Source organism: Pseudomonas sp. TE4620 (assembly GCF_056279045.1).
This window is the reverse complement of record NZ_JBWBQO010000001.1, coordinates 5066423-5084989: the sequence shown is the minus strand read 5'-3', so window position 1 is coordinate 5084989 and position 18567 is coordinate 5066423. Positions and strand designations below refer to the sequence as shown.

The following is an 18567-nucleotide window of genomic DNA, read 5'->3' as shown; positions in this document are numbered from 1 at the left end:
ACCCAGCAGGCAATGGATATGCAGGCACTAGCGTTAAACCACGGTACACAACGGCTGTCAGCCGCCTACTTTTTTTCAAAATGCGGTGAGTTTGCTTTCGAAACAGCCTTTGCAGTGGCCGTGGTGACCTTGACTGAGGCCGACTTTTTGCTGATTGGCCTGGTGTACTTTTTTCGTTACTTGCCCAGTGCATTGTTTTCGCCGATTGGTGGCTGGCTAGCAGACCATCGGCAGAAAAAACACACACTGATTTCGGCAGAACTTTTAAAAAGCGTAGTGGCCGCACTGCTGTTTGTGTTGTTTGAATTTGCCGAGGCTACGGTGGCGGTGGTTATTATCGCCTCGATGGTGATGACCGCACTTGATTGCCTGTACACGCCGAGCTTTCGTGCCTATTTCCCCGATATAGTGGACGACGGCCATCTGGCGTCGGTAAACAGCGGGGTGCAAGTGATCGAAGATGTGTCTTCGATTATCGGACCGTTGATATTTTCACTGATTTCGATCGTGCTCGATGCCAGTTATGCGTTTGCGTTTTTCTCGGTCAGTTTGTTGCTGTCGGCCGCCTGTAGCGCCACCCTGGTCTCGAGCGTGACAACTTCGAAGGGGCGCTTCGATGTTTGGGCAATCTACAAGGACACCACACGCAGCGTGGGTAGTTTACGCAAGCTCAATACACCCCTGTTTACCGTGATCTGTTGCACCACCGTGTGTGCAATGTTTGCCACGTCGGTTATTCGCTTCATATTGCCGGCATCGGTTATGGACCATTTTCAGTCCGAGGCTGCGGTGGGGTATATCTTTTCCCTGCTGGCTTTCGGTACGGTTATCGGTGGCATGCTGTATGTAACACTCAACAAGTCAACCACCGCCCGCTCGGTGATTATTTATTGGTTACTGTATGGCGGGCTATTTTTACTGGCTGCCGTCGCCCTGCAGTTCAATACGTACCTGTTTATAGTTCTGTTGCTGTGCGTGGGTTTTGTCGGCGCCTTTGTTGATATTGCCATCATTACCAATATCCAGACGCTGTCCAGTCCCAATGAAGTCGGCAAGAATTTTTCCCTGTACTACTTCACGGCGGTTATTGGTGATGCAGTGTCCGGGCTGATCGCCAGCCTTATGTTTCTGCTTGTGGGGCCGGCTACGTTTGTTGGCATGACGTTCATGCTGTGTATTGCACCGCTAGGTTGGAGCGCAAAAAAAGATGTTACAGACAAGGATTGTTTGTAGTGCGGCAGTCGGGATTGAAGCACTTCCCGGCGTGGCGCTTGGGACATTTGCAGGGCGCGGTCGGTTGGCGTCAGCATCGGCGTTGGTGCTGTGCGTTGAGGATGCGCTGTCGGCAGATGTGGTCGATTGCGTCGCGGCCTGGGGCACGCCACTGTTTGTGCTCCATGGCAACGGGTACGCTGCACTTCCGGCAGTGCTTGCGGATCTTCAACCAACCTTGCTCCAGGTACCGCTGAGTGCGCACGATATTGCGCGGGTAGTTGAAACTGCCAAGGCATTTGACCTGGCTTCACTGCCACCTTTTACCTCGGCAGTCGCAGAGTTTGTCTCGCGCAAACGGCCTACCTTTGCTTGCCCCGGGCATCAGGGCGGCCAGTGCCTGGACCTGCATCCGGCCGGGCTGCGCTTCAAGCAATTGCTTGGCAGCGAGGTATTCAAGGTCGATGTGCCGCACGCGGCTCCCGAGCTGGGTGACGTACTCAGCCATGAAGGTCCGGTGGCCCAGGCTGAACGGCTGGCCGCAGAAGTGTTCAACGCCGATGAAACCTACTTCGTGCTCAATGGTACTTCCACCGCAAACAAAGTCGTCACCAGCGCGTTGCTGGCTGCGGGCGATCTGGTATTGATGGATCGCAACAACCACAAGTCGGTGTACCTGGGCGCATTGGTACAAAGTGCCGCCAGGCCGGTATACCTCGATAATTTCCGCGATGGGTGTGGCGTGCTGGGTGGCTACAAAAGACATGCCCTGGATGAGCAACAACTACGCCTGAAGGCGGCCCGTATCGATCCGTCCAAGGCGCGGCAGCAGCGCCCATTTCGTCTGGCAGTTGTTCAGCACGCAACCTGCGATGGCGTTGTGGTCGACGCCGCTGCTCTGCTGCAACGGATTGGTCACCTGTGTGACTACGTACTCTTCGATTCCGCCTGGTTGGGCTACGAACCTTTTGTTGAGCTACTGGCGCAGCGCTCGCCGTTGAACATTGCCCTGACGGCGGATTGCCCGGGGATCATCGTCACGCAATCGGTCCACAAGCAGATGTCAGGCCTGTCCCAGACCTCGCAGATCCATAAAAAAGACAGTCACATACGTAACCAGCCACGCTACTGCTCACGATCGGTATTCAACAGCGCGTTCATGCTGCACGCCTCGACCAGCCCGTTCTATCCATTGTTGATGTCATTGGAAGTCAATGCCGCGATCCATGCCAATGGCAACGGCAAGCGCGCGTGGAGTGCGGCAGTGGCAATGGCCATGGGTTTCAGGCGCGAGGTTGCCCAGCGTTGCCGTGTTATTCAGCCTTACTATGGCGACAGGCGGTTGCCGGCGGGGCAGGGCGATACATCGCTGGAGGTGTATGCCCAAGTGTTTCAACCGGTTCGCCACGAGACGCTGGGGGCCAGCCCGATCGAGTCTGACTTGCACTACCTGGACCCTTGCAAGGTCATCTTTACAACGCGCAAGTTGCACACTGACGAGCAGGGCGGGTTGCCCGCTATTCCAGCGAGTATCGTCACCGCCTACCTGCGCGAGATGAATTTCACTCCGGAGAAATCTGACTTCTACAACGTTACCCTGTTGGTTTCGCCCTCTACCGAGGCTGCGCAGCTCTCTCGCCTGGCGCACACGCTGGCGCAACTTGAGCAGATGATCGAGGGTGAAGTCCCGGTGGCTGAGGCGTTACCTTCACTGGCAAGCGGCCAAGCTCGCTATAACGATTTATCGCTGCGCGAATTGTGCTGCGCCATCAACACCCTGTTCTCGCAGTATCAGATTGAGCAACTGCAATCAGACATTTTCAGTTCGGTGACGTCGGCGCAGGCCGAGTTGACGCCCTATGCGGCGCAGCAGGCTTTCATCCGTGGTAACTACCAATTGGTCGCACTCGAACAAGCTTTAGGCTGTATTGCCGCAGAAGGCGTAATCCCTTACCCGCCGGGGGTTATGTGCATCGCGCCTGGGGAACGCTGGAACAGCTCGTTGATTCGCTACCTGAGCGCCATTGAAGCACTGAGTAACCAATACCCGGAATTTGCTCCGCATATTCAAGGCGTATACCAATGCCTTAACAATGACGCCAGCGTGAGCCTGCAGGTTCACGTTCTGGCCACTGGCTGATGTTGAAAGGTGCAAGGGCGCCATTGGTGGAATCAACCAAAGGTACGAACGAGCGCAAATTCATCCATGTCGACATGGACTCGTTCTTTGTCTCAGTAGAACTTCTGGATGCTCCGCACCTGGTTGGGCGCCCTGTGGCCGTGGGCGGGACAGCGGCTGAGCGAGGGGTGATCAGCACTGCGAACTACCTGGCCAGGGAATATGGAGTAAGAAGTGGTATCGCCACTGCAACGGCACAACGGCTCTGCCCGGATCTGGTCCTGCTGCCGACCCGGTTTGAAGTGTATGAAGCCGTGACTCGAAGGCTCGATGCAATATTCCGACGCTATACCGACAAGGTTGAGTTCCTGTCACTGGATGAGGCGTCGCTCGAGGTCACCGGTCAGTCTGCATTCAACGGCTCGGCAACTCATATGGCCATGCACATCCGTGCTGCGATCGAGCAGGAGCTGGGGCTGACGGCTTCTGCCGGAGTCGCGCCGTTGAAGTACTTGGCAAAAATCGCCTCCGAGGTGCAAAAGCCCAATGGCCTGTTTGTCATCGTGCCCAAGGATGTCCGCGGCTTTCTCGATGAACTTGATGTACGCAAGATTCCTGGCGTTGGTCCCAAAACTTACGCCGTGCTTGAGAACCTGGGCTGTCGGCAATGCAAACACGTCACCGAAGAGAAAATCCCGTTGCTCATGCGCTACCTCGGCGTGCATGGGTTTTATGTGTGGGAGCGATGTCAGGGAATAGAAGAGCAGGAAGAGCGAGTAACCCACATCAAGTCGATTGGTATTGAACGAACACTCCCCTTCGATTGCCACGATTTTTCCAGCTGCCTGCAAGAGCTGGACAGATTGCTGGAAGGTCTGAGGGAACGCATTTCCGAAATGGGCGATGACTACCTGATCATCAAAAACCTGGTAAAGCTCAAGTTCTCGGACTTCTCGATTTCGTCGACCGAGGCGGCTTCCAACACCCTCAGTCAGGAGACAGTGACCACCCTGTGCCGGTTGCTCTGGGACACCAGGCGCGAGGGCCGCTCGGTGCGTTTGATCGGGTTGTCGGTAAAGGTCAAAAGAAAGATCCAGGACGATATTCAATTAGAGCTTCCCTGGTAACCAACAAGTAAACCCGAGTGGCAGGAGGCCCCGAATGGTTAGGCGCTACGAACTCCCCAATGCGGCGTGGATATTGATCATGGATCTGGTTTCAACCACACAAAAGACCGGCCGGCCTCGTAATGACGACCGGCAGATGATCAACGGCATCTTCTGGATTCTTTGCTCTGGCGCAGCCTGGCGTGACTTGCCGGAACGCTTTGGCGCTTGGTCGACGGTGTATCAACGTTTTCGCGACTGGCGTGACGATGGCACCCTGGATCGTGTACTGGACCGGCTGCATGTTCGCCTCACCGAAGAGGGCCTGATCGACATGGACACCTGGACCCTCGATCCTGTCACTGTCAGGGAGCAACTGGTCAAATGTTGTGCCTGATGTACAGCTGTGCCACGAGTGGATGACAGCGTCCATGACGATGGCCTGAGCGCAGCACTGCCAGTTTGTCCGGCAATCGGACCCTTTAGCTGGCCTGGATCAATAGTCCTGACGCGCGCTTGGCTTAGTGTGCGCAGTCCATGTTTCTTTTTCACGGACGAAAAGCTATGCAGACTCTGGAGCGAAAGCTAGATATCCAGCCCCTGTCGCGGGCGGACATGACCATCGAACTCAACGGCCAGGCGGTGGCGGTCGCTGCCGGTGAAACCGTGCTCAGCGTGCTTAACGCCGTGGGCCTGCGCCAGGTGGCGCTTAACGATCACCAACAATTGACCGGCGCTTTCTGCGGCATGGGCGTGTGCCATTGCTGCCTGGTGTCGATCAACGGCCGGCCCAAGCGCCGCGCCTGCCAAACCGAGGTACAGCCGGGCATGCGGGTCGAAACCGGGACTAACCGTTTTGCCGGGCAGGAGGCACCATGAGCTTGCGTCCAGTTATTGTCGGTGGTGGTTCGGCAGGTATGGCAGCGGCGATCGAGCTGGCCAGGCACGGTGTCTCGAGCCTGTTGTTTGATGAAGCCTCACGCCCGGGTGGCGTGGTGTTTCGCGGACCGCTGCGCAGCGGCGTCGACCTGGGCTACCTGGGTGCCCGCTACAGTAAGGCGCTGAAAAAACTGCACAAGGACTTCGCCGCCTGCGCCGATCGCATCGACCTGCGCCTGAACAGCCGTGTGGTCGGTGGGGACGAGCAGCGCCTGATGGTACTCGATGGCGAAGAAACCCTGCACGAAATCGATTTTTCCCATCTGTTGCTGTCGGCCGGTTGCCACGAGCGCAACGTCCCGTTTGCCGGCTGGACCTTGCCGGGTGTGATGTTGCTCGGCGGGCTTCAGTTGCAGATCAAAAGCGGTGTGGTCAAACCCCTGGGCAGTACCGTGATCGCTGGCACCGGGCCGTTGTTGCCGTTGGTGGCCTGCCAGTTGCACGCGGCCGGGGCGAAGGTTGCCGGCGTCTATGAAGCCTGCCCGTTCAGCAAGATTGCCCGTGAAAGTCTGGCGCTGATGAACAAGCCGCAGCTGTTCCTCGATGGCCTGAGCATGCTTGGCTACATGAAGCTCAACGGCATCCCCATGTACTACGGCTGGGGGATTGTCGAAGCCAAGGGTGAGGGTGAGCTGGCTGAAGTGACCGTGGCGCCCTACGGTGACGATTGGCAGCCGGACCTTTCCCGCGCCCAGCGCGAGCCGGCGCAAACCCTGGCGGTGGGCTACGGTTTTATCCCGCGCACCCAGCTCAGCCAGCAACTGGGCCTGGACCATGGCTTCAACGAAGACGGCTACCTGCGTCCAGAAAGCAACGTCTGGCAGCAAAGCAGCCAGCCGCACATCCACCTGGCCGGTGACATGGGCGGCATCCGTGGTGGTGAGGCGGCAATGCTCACCGGGCGCATCGCGGCTGTTTCGATCCTGCAGCAGCAGGAGGTACTCAACGCAGAAGAGGCGATCGAACTGCGCGAGAAATACCTCGGCCAGCTGGCAGCGATCAAACGCTTTCGCGCCGGGGTAGAGCGCTACACCCACCGCGGCACCAAGCAGATCGAGCTGCCGCAGGCGGACACGGTGATCTGTCGTTGCGAGCATGTCACCCGCAGCGACATCGATCGCGCCCTGGAGCAGGGCGTCGAGGACATGGCCGGGTTGAAGATGCGCACCCGGGTGAGCATGGGCGACTGCCAGGGGCGCATGTGCGTCGGCTATTGCAGCGATCGCCTGCGCGAAGCAACCGGACGCGCCGATGTCGGCTGGCTGCGGCCGCGTTTCCCGATCGACCCGATTCCATTCTCTGCATTCCAGCAACTCGGCACGGAAGCCTGAAGCATGAACAGAACCTATGATGTGGTCATCGCCGGTGGCGGTGTGATCGGTGCGTCCTGCGCCTACCAGCTGTCCAAACGCAAGAACCTGAAGATCGCCCTGATCGATGCCAAGCGCCCGGGCAATGCCACCCGCGCGTCTGCCGGCGGCCTGTGGGCCATTGGTGAGTCCGTGGGCCTGGGCTGCGGGGTAATCTTCTTTCGCATGATGTCGGCCAAGCACAAGCGTGAAGCCCATGGCGCGGCAGTGGCGGTGGATTCGAGCACGCCGCACATCCTGCCGCAGTCGTTCTTCGACTTTGCCTTGCAGTCCAACGCACTTTATCCACAGCTGCACCGCGAGCTGATCGAGCGCCACGGCATGGACTTCAAGTTCGAGCGCACGGGCCTCAAGTACGTGATTTACGACGATGAAGACCGCCTCTACGCCGAGCACATCGTTGCGCAGATCCCGCACCTGGCCGACCAGGTGCGCTGGCTCGACCGCGATGCCCTGCGCCAGGCCGAACCTGCGGTGAGCCATGAGGCCCATGGTGCCCTGGAGTTTCTCTGCGATCACCAGGTCAGCCCGTTCCGCCTGGCTGATTCCTATATGGAGGCGGCGCGCCAGAACGGTGTCGACCTGTTCCACAACACCAACATTACGGGTGTGCTGCATCAGGGTTCGCGGGTCAGCGGCGTGCAAACCGCCGAAGAGGGCACCTTTCACTGCGATACCCTGATCAACGCCGCCGGCGCCTGGGCCGCAGACTTGAGCGAGTGGGCCACGGGCCTGCGGATTCCGGTCAAGCCGGTCAAAGGCCAGATCATCCTCACCGAGCGCATGCCCAAGCTGCTGCAAGGCTGCCTGACCACCAGCGACTGCTACATGGCGCAGAAGGACAACGGTGAGATCCTGATCGGCAGCACCACCGAAGACAAAGGCTTCGACGTCAGCAACACCTTCCCGGAGATCAACGGCCTGGTTCAGGGCGCGGTGCGCTGCGTGCCGGAGCTGGCGCAGATCAACCTCAAGCGCACCTGGGCCGGCTTGCGCCCGGGCTCGCCGGACGAGCTGCCGATCCTGGGGCCGGTCAGCGAAGTCAGTGGCTACGTGAATGCCTGTGGACACTTTCGCACCGGCATCCTTACCTCGGCCATCACTGGCGTGCTGATCGACAAGGTCGTGAACCAGGAAACCCTGCCGCTGGATATCACCCCGTTCCTGGCCTCGCGTTTTGACCTGCTGGCTGTGGAAAACCAACAGGCTGCCCTGGTCTGATTGTGGATAAGCCGGCCTTCAGCCTTGAAGGCCGGCTTCATCCGTTCGACCGGACTGACTGATCAGACCTGCATCGCCTTGCCGTCGACGTTCATCGCCGCCTGGCGCAGGGCTTCGGAGCGGGTCGGGTGCGGGTGGCAGGTGAGGGCGATGTCTTCAGCCGAGGCGCTGAACTCCATGGCCACGCAATACTCACCGATCATCTCGCTGACGCTTGGGCCAACCAGGTGCACGCCCAATACTTCATCGGTACGGGCATCTGCGAGGACCTTGGCGAAGCCTTCGGTCTCGTGGTTGATCTTGGCCCGGCTGTTGGCGCTGAAGGGGAACTTGCCGACCTTGTACTCGCGGCCTTCGGCCTTGAGCTGCTCTTCGGTCTTGCCGACGCTGGCCAGTTCCGGGCGGGTGTAGATGACCGCCGGAATCAGGTTGTAGTTGACCTCGTGGGCCTTGCCGGCAATCTGTTCGATGCAGGAGATAGCCTCGTCCTCGGCCTTGTGCGCGAGCATCGCTCCGGAGGTGACATCGCCAATTACCCACACCCCCGGGACGCTGGTGCGGTGGTGCCGGTTGGCGAGCATGCCGCGCTTGTCGGTTTCCAGGCCGACGCTTTCCAGGCCAAGGCCCTGGGTATAGGGGCGCCGGCCGATGGCAACCAGTACGTAGTCGGCCTCGAGGGTTTCGGCGCTGCCGCCTGCGGCAGGCTCCAGGCTCAGGTTCACCCCTTGCGCTGAAGCGCTGGCCTGGGTGACCTTGCTGCCGAGCTTGAACTTCATGCCTTGCTTGGCCAGGGCGCGTTGCAGGGTTTTTGCCGCTTCTTCATCAGTACCGGGGCAGATGCGATCGAGGTACTCGACCACGGTCACCTGGCTGCCCAGCCGGCGCCACACCGAACCCAGCTCCAGGCCGATGACCCCGGCGCCGATTACCACCAGGTGCTTGGGCACTTCACTCAGGGCCAGGGCGCCGGTGGAGTCGATGATGCGCTGGTTGTCGATGGTCACGCCAGGCAGCGGCGTCGGTTCGGAGCCAGTGGCAATGACGATGTCCTTGGCCTCCAGCTCAGTTACCGCGCCCTGGTCGTCGGTCACCTTGACCCGGCCAACACCATCGAGCTTGCCCCAGCCCTTGATCCAGTCGACCTTGTTCTTGCGGAACAGGAACTCGATACCCTTGGTCAGGCCGCTGACGCTCTCATCCTTCTGCTTCATCATCTGCGCAAGGTTGAGGGTCGGTTTGACCTCGATGCCGAGGTTGGCGAACTCGCTGCCAACCGCCGCCTCATATAACTCGGAGGCATGTAGCAGGGCCTTGGACGGCATGCAGCCGACGTTAAGGCAAGTGCCGCCGAGGGTCGAACGACCTTCCACGCACGCCACGCTCAAGCCCAGTTGACCGGCACGAATAGCCGCGTTGTACCCACCAGGCCCGCCGCCAATGATTACTACATCATAGGTTTTCATTGTTGTACTCCAGGATGAAGAATCGACAATGGCGCCAAGACTAATCTGCAAATCGCTCGATTGTATACAATAAATCGTAGGTTCCAGCCCCCGGCGCAAGGTCTGCAACGGGCTAGATAGGCTCAGACTATGGTCGGCATAAGCTGAAAGTTCCGGCAGATGAACTACCCTTTTGGGCAGACGTCCGATGAAAAAAGGAGGCTCATTTCATGCTTGCGCAACTTCCACCTGTTCTGCAAAGCCTGCGACTGCCACTGCGACTCAAACTTTGGGATGGCAATGCGTTCGATCTGGGGCCCAAGCCGCAGGTGACCATCCTGGTCAAGGACCCGCAGCTGATTACTCAGTTGACCCATCCAAGCCTGGATGAGTTGGGGGCAGCGTTCGTCGAAGGCAAGCTGGAACTGGAGGGCTCCATCAGTGAGGTGATCCGCGTCTGTGACGAACTTAGCGTGGCTTTGCTCAAGGATGAAGAAGACGATCAGCCGGTGCGCACCGAGCATGACAAGGCTACCGATGCGGCAGCAATTTCCTACCACTACGACCTGTCCAACGCCTTCTACCAGCTGTGGCTGGACAGCGACATGGCCTACTCCTGCGCCTATTTCAAATCGCCCACCAACACCCTGGAGCAAGCCCAGCAGAACAAGTTCGAGCACTTGTGCCGCAAGCTGCGCTTGAAGAAGGGCGACTACCTGCTGGATGTCGGTTGTGGTTGGGGCGGGCTGGCGCGCTACGCAGCCAGGGAGTTCGGTGCCAAGGTGTTCGGCATCACTCTGAGCAAAGAGCAGCTCAAACTCGGCCGTGAGCGGGTCAAGGCCGATGGCCTGGAAGGGCAGGTTGAGCTGCAGATACTCGATTATCGCGACCTGCCCCAGGACGGTCGCTTCGACAAGGTGGTGAGTGTCGGCATGTTTGAACACGTGGGTCATGCCAACCTGGCGCTGTATTGCCAGCGCTTGTTTGGCGCCGTGCGCGAAGGTGGCCTGGTGATGAACCATGGCATCACCGCCAGGCACACCGACGGGCGACCGGTCGGGCGCGGCGCGGGCAGCTTCATCGAGCGCTACGTGTTCCCCCATGGCGAGCTGCCGCACCTGTCGATGATCAGTGCACGCATCAGTGAAGCGGGGCTGGAGATTGTCGACGTCGAAAGCCTGCGCCTGCATTACGCGCGCACCCTCGAGCACTGGAGCAACCGCCTCGAAGCACAGCTGGACAAGGCTGGCGCGCTGGTGCCAGAGAAAGCCCTGCGCATCTGGCGCCTGTACCTGGCTGGTTGCTCCTATGCCTTTGCCAGGGGCTGGATCAATTTGCACCAGATCCTTGCGGTCAAACCCTTTGCCGATGGCAGCCACGATTTGCCGCTGACCCGCGAAGACTTCTACCGTTAAAGCACCTTACAGAATCGGCGAAATCAGCCGGGCGATACGCATCCCCAGCTGCTGCAGGCGATGTGTATCGCGGCTGTCTTCGGCGGTGATTTCCCGGGATTGGTCGAAGTCATGGCTGAGCATCGCTTCGACCTGATCGGCAAATGCGCGGTCTACGGTCAGCAACATGATCTCGAAGTTGAGGCGAAACGATCGGTTGTCGAGGTTGGCGCTGCCGATGGCGCTGATCTCGTTGTCGATCAGCACCACCTTCTGATGCAGGAATCCAGGTTCGAAACGAAACATCCGCACCCCGGCGCGCACCGCCTCAAAGGCGAACAGGCTGGAGGCGGCGTAGACGATACGGTGGTCTGCACGCGAAGGAATCAGGATGCGCACATCTACCCCGCGCAACACTGCAAGGCGCAGGGCTGCGAACACCGCTTCGTCAGGGATGAAGTAGGGGCTGGTGATCCACAGGCGTTCGCGCGCCGAGTGGATGGCTTCGACGAAGAATAGCGAGCAAGTTTCTTGCGGATCGGCCGGCCCGCTGGCCAATACCTGGCAGAGCACGCCATCTTCCGGGTAGGTGTCCGGCAGGATCAAGGGCGGCAGTTGGCGCGACGCCCAGAACCAGTCCTCGGCGAACGATTCCTGCAGGCAGGCCAGCACTGGCCCGCTGACCTGGACGTGAGTATCACGCCAAGGGGAGAGCTTGGGATTGCCACCCAGGTACTCATCGCCAACGTTGTGGCCACCCAGAAAACCCTGCAGGCCATCGACCACGACGATTTTGCGGTGGTTGCGAAAGTTGACCTGGAAGCGGTTGAACCAGCCGCGGCGAGTGGCGAAAGCGCGGATATTGACGCCGCCTGCACGCAGTTTATGGCTGTAGGCAGAGGGTAGGGCATGGCTGCCGACGCTGTCGTAGAGCACGTAGACCTTGACGCCTTCGGTGGCCTTTTTCAGCAGCAGGGCCTGTAGCTGCCGCCCCAGTTTATCGTCGTGAATAATGAAAAACTGCACCAGCACCGTGTCGCGTGCGCCGGCAATGGCGTGAAAGATAGCGTCGAAAGTAGCCTTGCCGTCGATCAGCAAACGCACCTGATTGTTGGCCAGGCACGGCATGCGTCCCAGCTTGGGCATCGCCCGCAGCGCGCCATAGGATTCTGAATTGCGGGCTGCCAAGGCCTCTTCGACCCAGGGTCGCCAGTTGAGATCGGCCATGGCCACGTGCATTTCACGGTTGGCCTGGCGCCGGGCCTGGATGTAGGCGTCGAAGGTACGGCTGCCAAACACCAGGTAGGGAATAAGGGTGAAGTAGGGAATGAACAGCAGCGATAAGGCCCAGGCAATTGCCCCCTGGGCGGTGCGTACGGTGAACACCGCGTGCAAGGCGGCGATTGCCCCGAGCAAGTGAATCACGCCAATGAGGTAACCGAAGAAGTACGGGCTGTGGTAATCCATACGCATCCTGCTGTCCGAAGGCTCTACCCCTAACAGAGCATGTTCATGGCAGCACTTGCAACCGAAAGCACAAATTGACGTCTAAGCTGTGTTCCAGCTTGGGGCTGGAGTTTCGAGGAGTCACTACATGAAAAATCGTCTGCCGCTGCTGGCACTGATGTTCGGTCTGGCAAGCCCGTTGGTGCATGCGCAGATGTTGCAACCTGGCCTTTGGGAGCTGACCACCAGCAACATGCAGGTTGATGGCAAGCCGCTTCCAGACATGGGCTTCATGCTCGGTCAGTTGAAGAACCTGCCGCCGGAGCAACGGGCGATGATCGAAGGTGGCCTGGCCAAGCAAGGGATCAGCGTCGCCGGTCAAGGTGTGCGCTCTTGCCTGACGCCGGAGCAGGTAAAAACCAATGACATCCCGCTGCAGGATCCCAAGTCTGGCTGTACCCAGAAGATCACCGAGCGCACCGGCAATGTCTGGAAGTTCACCTTCAGCTGCCCGAAAGCCCAAGGCAATGGGGAAGCCACGTTCGTCAGCGATCGTGAGTTCACAACCCAGGTCAACGGTACCTTCAACGCGTCCGGTGTGCAGCAGCAGGGCAGTATGAACACCCGGGCAGTGTGGCTCGGTAATGACTGCGGTATGGTTAAACCGCGTAGCTGAAGCGCCTCACCATCGCCATTGGCTGTGAGCGACTGCGTCGTGGGCATGCAAGCTTTCGGCATGCTCCACACGCAGGTTGAAGCCGCTGAGCCACGGCAGGGTTTTCAGCGCCACATTCAAGCGCCGGGCGGCATCTTCACAGAACATTAAATTCTGCCCGTTGGCCAAGGCAAAGGCTTGTTCATCGGCGCGCTTTACCGCAGTTTGAACAGCGGTGCCCAAGGCGCTCTCGGCCTGGTTGATCAGCGTTTCTATCGGCAGTTCGTTAACCCCTGGGCGCAGACGAACCTGCAGCTTTGCCGCACTGCGTTGGCTATGGGGCGTGGCCACAATACCCTCGGCACTACCCAGCCAACTCAAGACCGCTTCATGGCTCAAGCTGCGATTGCCAAAATCGCTGATGAATTGCTGTTGAATCAGCTGCCGAGCCAAGGCGGCTGAGCAGGGGCAGGTGGAGGAATACGCCATATCGACAAATAGTTCCACGTGGAACACTCCGTCTTTTATCTGCGCATCCAGAGTAACCGGATAGGCTTTCCATCCTGCCAAGGGGCTGATTAGCGCAGGGCGTTTGAGCATCAGTTCGAATCGCAGGGTCAGGAACGCACTGGCGGAAAGGCCTATGTGGCTGTCGAGAAAACCCAGCAGAACTTCATTGATCAGCGCCGGACTCAAGGGTTGATGCTCCAGGGCTTCCAGCGCCAGGTACAAGCGTGACATGTGAATGCCCCGGGAGGCGCCATCATCAAGGCTGACGCCCGCGTCGGCTGTTGCTGGCAATATCTGCCCATCGATCTGCAGCGGCAGGGCAATGCCACACATGCCGACCCAATCCAATGGCAATTGGGAAGTGGTGGCTTGGGCAGCGATATCAGGAAGGGTGAAAACGCTCATCAGGGGTTCACTTTTCAAGAAGGCTATTGGCAGCCGCTCAGACGATTGCAGCGCAGATTGAAACGCTGCCCGCTGGAACTGGAGACCTTGTTCAAGGTGGTCCAGCCCACACGCTGGCTGTATCCGACCCAGGTTTCGCCGTTGCTCGCCACGCCTGTGAAGAAGGTCAGCTGGCCGTAGCGGCTATTGGTTTGTGCCCACAGTCGGCGGCCCTCCATTTCGAAGCCGCGCAGGTAGGTGGTGCTGCCCTGGGTTTGCACGCTGTAGTAATTGCCCTGGGCATCGCTGCAGGCAAGCAAGGTTGCACTGCGGGTACAAAGTGCCAGGCCGTTGCTGAGGGGCGCGCCGTTTGCAACGGCGGATTCGCACAGCAGCAATGCAGCGAAGGCAAAAAGGCAACGTGATTTCATCTTCCAGGTCGGCCTTTGGTCATGTTCTGAGCGAAGTGGGTTGGCGAGATTGTATTGTTATAATATAACATTGCGCAATGCATCGTTCGAATGCACTCGCCCCGATGAGGATAGCCCCCATGCCCAACCGTCTTCCCGTCACTGTGCTTTCCGGCTTTCTGGGTGCCGGCAAAAGTACTCTGCTCAATCACGTGCTGAAAAACCGCGACAACCTGCGGGTCGCGGTGATCGTCAACGACATGAGCGAAATCAACATCGATGCCAGCGAGGTGCAGCGCAACGTCAGTCTCAACCGCGCCGAAGAAAAGCTGGTGGAGATGAGCAACGGCTGCATCTGCTGCACCCTGCGCGAAGACCTGCTTGAAGAGGTCGCACGCCTGGCCCGCGAGGGGCGTTTTGATTATCTGTTGATCGAGTCCACCGGCATCTCCGAGCCGTTGCCGGTCGCCGAAACCTTTACCTTTCGTGACGAGCAAGGCCGCAGCCTGGCCGATCAGGCGCGCCTGGACACCATGGTCACGGTGGTCGATGGCTTGAACTTCCTGCGTGATTATCAGGCGGCCGAGAGCCTGGCCAGCCGCGGCGAAACCCTTGGTGACGAAGACGAGCGCTCGATCAGTGACCTCTTGATTGAGCAGGTGGAGTTCGCTGACGTGATTCTGTTGAGCAAGATCGATCTGATCAGCAGCGCCGAGCGCGAAGAGCTCAGCGCGATCTTGCACAGCCTTAACGCCCAGGCGCAGATCGTGCCGATGGTCATGGGTCAGGTAGAGCTGCAGCAGATCCTCAACACCGGTCTGTTCGACTTCGACCGCGCCGCCCAGGCGCCTGGCTGGCTGCAGGAACTGCGCGGCGAACACGTGCCGGAAACCGAGGAATACGGAATTGCCGCGACCACCTGGCAAGCGCGCCGGCCGCTGCATCCACAGCGCTTTTACGATTTTATCCACAGGCCCTGGGACAACGGCCGGTTGCTGCGCTCCAAGGGCTTCTTCTGGCTCGCCAGCAAGCACCAGGATGCCGGCAGTTGGTCGCAGGCCGGCGGCATGATGCGCCACGGTTTTGCCGGGCGCTGGTGGCGCTTCGTACCCCGTGAGCAGTGGCCGCAGGATGAGCAGAGCAGCGCGCAGATCTTCAAGAACTGGACTGCAGAGTGTGGTGATTGCCGCCAGGAGCTGGTATTCATCGGTCAGAATATCGACTTCGCCCGGCTCGATGCCGAGCTCTCGAGCTGCCTGCTCGACGATGCAGAAATGGCCGCAGGCGTGAACAGTTGGCGGCAACTGCCCGACCCGTTCGGGCCGTGGTTTGACGAGGACGCGGCGTGATGCGCCAGGCCTTCGGCGAAACGCCTCAAGTGCTCACCGAGGCGTTACAGGATGGCGTCAATCTCGCGGTATGGCAGCGCCGCTTGCCGGTGCAGATCGAAGACTTTGCCCGCTTGCTGCTGTCGCTGAACCAGCCACTGGGTGAACACCGGGTCATCGAGCTGGATGAGCAACAACAGTTGCCGGACCTCAGTGGCTTGCTGGGCGGGTATGCCGACCTGGAAGGCCATGTGGCGTTTGTTACCGACGTTGCCTGGCTGGTGGCTGCCTACGCCTGCTTGCTCGACGCCCGACGAGTCGGCTTGCGCCTGCAGGCGCTGGGCAACGCCATGTGCCCGCGGTTTCATGTCGATCACGTCCCTCTGCGTTTGCTAAGCACCTACGCCGGGCCGGGCAGTGAATGGCTGGGAGAAGGTGCAATCGACCGTACGCAACTGGCTCGGGAGCAACCGCATGCCGAGGCAATCCGCCAATTGGCCGAGGGTGAGGTGGCCTTGCTCAAGGGCGAGAAATGGCTTGGTAATCAGGGATGCGGGCTGGTCCATCGTTCGCCGGCCTTGGCCAATGGTGAGCGGCGTTTGATCCTCAGCCTTGACTGGATGGCCTGATATAACGGCATAGTGACGAAAATTTCAGGCACTCTCCGTCCCATGCTGCAGAACATTCCTACCCACGTGATTGCCGGCCCGCTCGGCGCCGGCAAGACCAGCCTGATTCGCCAGTTGCTGGCGCAGCGGCCCGCCGATGAGCGCTGGGCGGTGCTGATCAACGAGTTCGGCCAGATCGGCCTGGACGCAGCGCTGCTGGCAACCGATGACGATGGGATTGCCCTGGGAGAGGTGGCCGGCGGTTGCTTGTGCTGCGTCAACGGCATGCCATTCCAGGTCGGCCTGGGTCGCCTGTTGCGCAAGGCCAAGCCGCATAGGCTGTTTATCGAACCATCCGGGTTGGGCCATCCGTTGCAGTTGTTGCAGCAACTGCGCTTACCGCCCTGGCAGGGGGTGCTGGCGGTACAACCGGCGGTACTGGTGCTCGATGCCGAGCAGCTGGCTGCGGGTGTTGCCTTGCCGCAAGCTCAGCACTCGACCCTGGCCAGCGCCGGGCTGCTGGTGCTGAACAAATCCGCTGGTCTGGACGAACTACAGCGCTTGTGGATAACTTCCCGGCTGGCGGATGCTCGCCTGTACTGGACCGATTTCGGCCATCTGCCGTTGTCCGAAGTGCCGATGGCAAGTGCTCCGCCAAGCCATTCCCTGGCTGTGGATAAACTGGCATCAGCCAGTGTTTCCGCAGTCATAGGCAGCCTGTGGACAAATCCGCAGGAGCCAATTTGCAGCATCCAGGAGGCGGCGGAGGGCTGGAGCATTGGTTGGCGCTGGCACCCGGCTCAGGTGTTTGATCGTGCCCGCATCGAGCAATTTCTGCGGGAGTTGGACTGGCGCCGGGCCAAGGCAGTTATCCACAGCTTGGACGGCTGGCAAGCGCTCAATGCCCTGGCTGGACAGCCGTCCTTGCTGTGGAGCCGCAGCGAATGGCGGCGTGACTCGCGGCTGGAGCTGATTTTCGCCGAGCCGCAAGCTCCTGAAGCGCTAAAACAGGCCATGCTGGCCTGCCGCGTCTAGTTACGCCAGCGGTTGTGGTCCTGACGCCACTGGTTCATCTCGACCACGTTATCGTGGTGTGGCGGCGTCTTGATCTCGAACGGGTAGGGCGCCAGTTCGATCTGCATGGTATGGGCGCCGAACTGGGTGACGGTACCGGGGTGGCGCTGTTCGCCGGTCACGGTGAATTCGAAGTTGTACACCCGGGCCAGGCGTTTGCGGCCGTTGGCATCGCGAACAAAGCCGATGCGCTTGAGCGCGACATTGCCATCGAGCAGCTCCAGGTCGAGCTTGGCGCAGTGCTGCTTGACCCGCTCCAGAGCCTTTTCACGCAAGCCGTGGTTATGCCACAACCAAGCGCCTGCCGTGGCCAGCAGCATCAGCACGAAGAGATTTCCCAGGGTCAACATTTACATATGCTCCAACGAGGTATGCCCAGCTTAACTGCCTCCCCGGTCTGTCGTACAGGTGGCATTTAGCGCCATACTGCGCGCCTTGTTTTTCATTCCTACGCTTTCGGAAGACCTGCATGAAACGTACACCGCATCTGCTCGCCATCCAGTCCCACGTGGTTTTCGGCCATGCCGGCAACAGCGCCGCAGTGTTTCCCATGCAGCGGGTCGGGGTGAAGGTCTGGCCGCTCAATACCGTGCAGTTCTCCAACCATACTCAGTATGGCCAGTGGACCGGAGAAGTGCTTGCTCCAGCGCAAATACCTGCACTGGTAGAAGGGATTGCGACGATCGGTGAGCTGGGCAACTGCGATGCGGTGTTGTCCGGCTACCTGGGCAGTGCCGAGCAGGGGCGGGCGATCCTCAGCGGCGTGGCCCGGATCAAGGCGGCCAACCCGCGCGCCTTGTACCTCTGCGACCCGGTGATGGGCCATCCCGAGAAGGGCTGTATCGTTCCGGCCGAGGTCAGCGAGTTTCTGCTCGAAGAAGCGCTGGCCCGTGCTGATGTGCTGTGCCCGAACCAGCTGGAACTGGACAGCTTCTGCGGGCGCCGTGCCGAGTCGTTGCAAGACTGTGTCGACATGGCCCGCAGCCTGCTGGAGCGCGGCCCGAAAGCGGTGCTGGTCAAGCACCTGGCGTACCCGGGGCGTGGCGCGGAAGATTTCGAGATGCTGCTGGTGACCGGCGAAGGGAGCTGGCACATCCGCCGCCCGCTGCTGGCATTCGCCCGCCAGCCGGTAGGCGTTGGTGACCTGACATCAGGCTTGTTCCTGGCGCGCTTGCTGCTCGGCGATGACTGGCTAGCGGCGTTTGAATTCACCGCCGCCGCGGTGCACGAAGTGCTGCTGGAAACCCAGGCCTGTGCCAGCTACGAGCTGGAACTGGTGCGGGCGCAAGATCGCATCGTGCACCCGCGGCTGCGCTTTGCGGCGCAGCCTCTGGCCTTTTAACGGGCGG

17 protein-coding genes and 1 pseudogene are annotated in these 18567 nt (G+C 59.9%); 13 read left to right on the top strand and 5 right to left on the bottom strand.

The window, feature by feature from the left end; genetic code table 11:
• Positions 1-18: 18 nt before the first annotated feature.
• The 7 genes and pseudogenes from ACZ9A3_RS23690 (at position 19) to hcnC (ending at position 7967) form a co-directional block, all read left to right on the top strand.
• Positions 19-1233: an MFS transporter gene (locus ACZ9A3_RS23690; protein ID WP_093377795.1), complete on the top strand. Its 1215-nt coding sequence runs from the start codon at positions 19-21 to the stop codon at positions 1231-1233.
• A complete protein-coding gene (locus ACZ9A3_RS23685; protein WP_093377800.1) occupies positions 1208-3352 on the top strand; it encodes an Orn/Lys/Arg family decarboxylase in 2145 nt (714 codons plus the stop codon). The genes ACZ9A3_RS23690 and ACZ9A3_RS23685 overlap by 26 nt, the downstream gene beginning before the upstream one ends.
• Before the next feature lie 26 nt (positions 3353-3378).
• Positions 3379-4458, top strand: coding sequence for a DNA polymerase IV (dinB, locus tag ACZ9A3_RS23680; protein WP_249744387.1), 1080 nt, complete (start codon positions 3379-3381; stop codon positions 4456-4458).
• A 34-nt stretch (positions 4459-4492) separates the two neighbouring features.
• A pseudogene (locus ACZ9A3_RS23675) lies at positions 4493-4807 on the top strand (transposase); the annotation flags it as partial.
• Between the two features lie 194 nt (positions 4808-5001).
• Entirely contained in the window at positions 5002-5316 is a 315-nt protein-coding gene (gene hcnA / locus ACZ9A3_RS23670; RefSeq protein WP_093377810.1) for a cyanide-forming glycine dehydrogenase subunit HcnA, read from the top strand.
• On the top strand, positions 5313-6707 hold the full coding sequence (gene hcnB, locus ACZ9A3_RS23665; RefSeq protein WP_476253176.1) for a cyanide-forming glycine dehydrogenase subunit HcnB: 1395 nt from the start codon (positions 5313-5315) through the stop codon (positions 6705-6707). Before hcnA ends, hcnB begins: the two co-directional genes overlap by 4 nt.
• Positions 6708-6710: 3 nt before the next feature.
• Positions 6711-7967, top strand: a complete 1257-nt coding sequence (gene hcnC / locus ACZ9A3_RS23660; protein WP_476253175.1) for a cyanide-forming glycine dehydrogenase subunit HcnC — start codon at positions 6711-6713, stop codon at positions 7965-7967.
• A 62-nt stretch (positions 7968-8029) separates the two neighbouring features.
• On the opposite strand, the gene lpdA is transcribed toward hcnC, so the two are convergent.
• On the bottom strand, positions 8030-9430 hold the full coding sequence (gene lpdA / locus ACZ9A3_RS23655) for a dihydrolipoyl dehydrogenase (RefSeq protein ID WP_213602845.1): 1401 nt from the start codon (positions 9428-9430) through the stop codon (positions 8030-8032).
• Between the two features lie 209 nt (positions 9431-9639).
• Between lpdA and cfaB the strand changes: the two genes are divergently transcribed.
• Entirely contained in the window at positions 9640-10824 is a 1185-nt protein-coding gene (cfaB, locus tag ACZ9A3_RS23650) for a C17 cyclopropane fatty acid synthase CfaB (protein ID WP_093377830.1), read from the top strand.
• A gap of 6 nt (positions 10825-10830) precedes the next feature.
• Here the strand turns inward: cfaB and cls are convergent, their stop codons facing one another.
• On the bottom strand, positions 10831-12270 hold the full coding sequence (cls, locus tag ACZ9A3_RS23645) for a cardiolipin synthase (RefSeq protein WP_258595570.1): 1440 nt from the start codon (positions 12268-12270) through the stop codon (positions 10831-10833).
• A 127-nt stretch (positions 12271-12397) separates the two neighbouring features.
• Here cls and ACZ9A3_RS23640 point away from each other — a divergent pair, with 127 nt between their 5' ends.
• A complete protein-coding gene (locus ACZ9A3_RS23640) occupies positions 12398-12925 on the top strand; it encodes a DUF3617 domain-containing protein (RefSeq protein WP_258595568.1) in 528 nt (175 codons plus the stop codon).
• Between the two features lie 6 nt (positions 12926-12931).
• Here ACZ9A3_RS23640 and folE2 read toward each other — a convergent pair whose 3' ends face one another.
• Positions 12932-13819 (bottom strand): GTP cyclohydrolase FolE2, encoded by an 888-nt coding sequence (folE2, locus tag ACZ9A3_RS23635; protein ID WP_476253174.1) that lies wholly within the window; start codon positions 13817-13819, stop codon positions 12932-12934.
• A gap of 23 nt (positions 13820-13842) precedes the next feature.
• A complete protein-coding gene (locus ACZ9A3_RS23630; protein WP_045199449.1) occupies positions 13843-14229 on the bottom strand; it encodes a hypothetical protein in 387 nt (128 codons plus the stop codon).
• A 119-nt stretch (positions 14230-14348) separates the two neighbouring features.
• Here ACZ9A3_RS23630 and zigA point away from each other — a divergent pair, with 119 nt between their 5' ends.
• Genes zigA through ACZ9A3_RS23615 form a run of 3 tightly spaced genes read left to right on the top strand, consistent with a single transcriptional unit; the run spans position 14349 to position 17179 of the window.
• Positions 14349-15557, top strand: coding sequence for a zinc metallochaperone GTPase ZigA (gene zigA, locus ACZ9A3_RS23625; protein WP_045199451.1), 1209 nt, complete (start codon positions 14349-14351; stop codon positions 15555-15557).
• A complete protein-coding gene (locus tag ACZ9A3_RS23620) occupies positions 15557-16165 on the top strand; it encodes a DUF1826 domain-containing protein (protein ID WP_476253173.1) in 609 nt (202 codons plus the stop codon). The genes zigA and ACZ9A3_RS23620 overlap by 1 nt, the downstream gene beginning before the upstream one ends.
• A gap of 42 nt (positions 16166-16207) precedes the next feature.
• The gene (locus ACZ9A3_RS23615; protein ID WP_213602852.1) at positions 16208-17179 is read left to right on the top strand and encodes a CobW family GTP-binding protein; all 972 of its coding nucleotides are present in this window, start codon (positions 16208-16210) and stop codon (positions 17177-17179) included.
• Here the strand turns inward: ACZ9A3_RS23615 and ACZ9A3_RS23610 are convergent.
• The gene (locus tag ACZ9A3_RS23610) at positions 17176-17568 is read right to left on the bottom strand and encodes a DUF3301 domain-containing protein (RefSeq protein ID WP_045199457.1); all 393 of its coding nucleotides are present in this window, start codon (positions 17566-17568) and stop codon (positions 17176-17178) included. The genes ACZ9A3_RS23615 and ACZ9A3_RS23610 overlap by 4 nt on opposite strands.
• Positions 17569-17687: 119 nt before the next feature.
• Here ACZ9A3_RS23610 and pdxY point away from each other — a divergent pair, with 119 nt between their 5' ends.
• Complete coding sequence (gene pdxY / locus ACZ9A3_RS23605; RefSeq protein WP_195885338.1) at positions 17688-18560, top strand: pyridoxal kinase PdxY; 873 nt, start codon at positions 17688-17690, stop codon at positions 18558-18560.
• Positions 18561-18567: the final 7 nt, after the last annotated feature.

What these genes read in the sequence shown, in the direction of transcription:
- ACZ9A3_RS23615 (WP_213602852.1), top strand. Translation starts at nt 16,208, where the DNA reads ATGCTGCAGAACATTCCTACCCACGTGATTGCCGGCCCGCTCGGCGCC.
- hcnC (WP_476253175.1), top strand. Translation starts at nt 6,711, where the DNA reads ATGAACAGAACCTATGATGTGGTCATCGCCGGTGGCGGTGTGATCGGT.
- cls (WP_258595570.1), bottom strand. Translation starts at nt 12,270, where the DNA reads ATGGATTACCACAGCCCGTACTTCTTCGGTTACCTCATTGGCGTGATT.
- pdxY (WP_195885338.1), top strand. Translation starts at nt 17,688, where the DNA reads ATGAAACGTACACCGCATCTGCTCGCCATCCAGTCCCACGTGGTTTTC.
- hcnB (WP_476253176.1), top strand. Translation starts at nt 5,313, where the DNA reads ATGAGCTTGCGTCCAGTTATTGTCGGTGGTGGTTCGGCAGGTATGGCA.
- folE2 (WP_476253174.1), bottom strand. Translation starts at nt 13,819, where the DNA reads ATGAGCGTTTTCACCCTTCCTGATATCGCTGCCCAAGCCACCACTTCC.
- lpdA (WP_213602845.1), bottom strand. Translation starts at nt 9,430, where the DNA reads ATGAAAACCTATGATGTAGTAATCATTGGCGGCGGGCCTGGTGGGTAC.
- hcnA (WP_093377810.1), top strand. Translation starts at nt 5,002, where the DNA reads ATGCAGACTCTGGAGCGAAAGCTAGATATCCAGCCCCTGTCGCGGGCG.
- ACZ9A3_RS23610 (WP_045199457.1), bottom strand. Translation starts at nt 17,568, where the DNA reads ATGTTGACCCTGGGAAATCTCTTCGTGCTGATGCTGCTGGCCACGGCA.
- ACZ9A3_RS23630 (WP_045199449.1), bottom strand. Translation starts at nt 14,229, where the DNA reads ATGAAATCACGTTGCCTTTTTGCCTTCGCTGCATTGCTGCTGTGCGAA.
- ACZ9A3_RS23620 (WP_476253173.1), top strand. Translation starts at nt 15,557, where the DNA reads ATGCGCCAGGCCTTCGGCGAAACGCCTCAAGTGCTCACCGAGGCGTTA.
- ACZ9A3_RS23685 (WP_093377800.1), top strand. Translation starts at nt 1,208, where the DNA reads ATGTTACAGACAAGGATTGTTTGTAGTGCGGCAGTCGGGATTGAAGCA.
- ACZ9A3_RS23690 (WP_093377795.1), top strand. Translation starts at nt 19, where the DNA reads ATGCAGGCACTAGCGTTAAACCACGGTACACAACGGCTGTCAGCCGCC.
- ACZ9A3_RS23640 (WP_258595568.1), top strand. Translation starts at nt 12,398, where the DNA reads ATGAAAAATCGTCTGCCGCTGCTGGCACTGATGTTCGGTCTGGCAAGC.
- cfaB (WP_093377830.1), top strand. Translation starts at nt 9,640, where the DNA reads ATGCTTGCGCAACTTCCACCTGTTCTGCAAAGCCTGCGACTGCCACTG.
- zigA (WP_045199451.1), top strand. Translation starts at nt 14,349, where the DNA reads ATGCCCAACCGTCTTCCCGTCACTGTGCTTTCCGGCTTTCTGGGTGCC.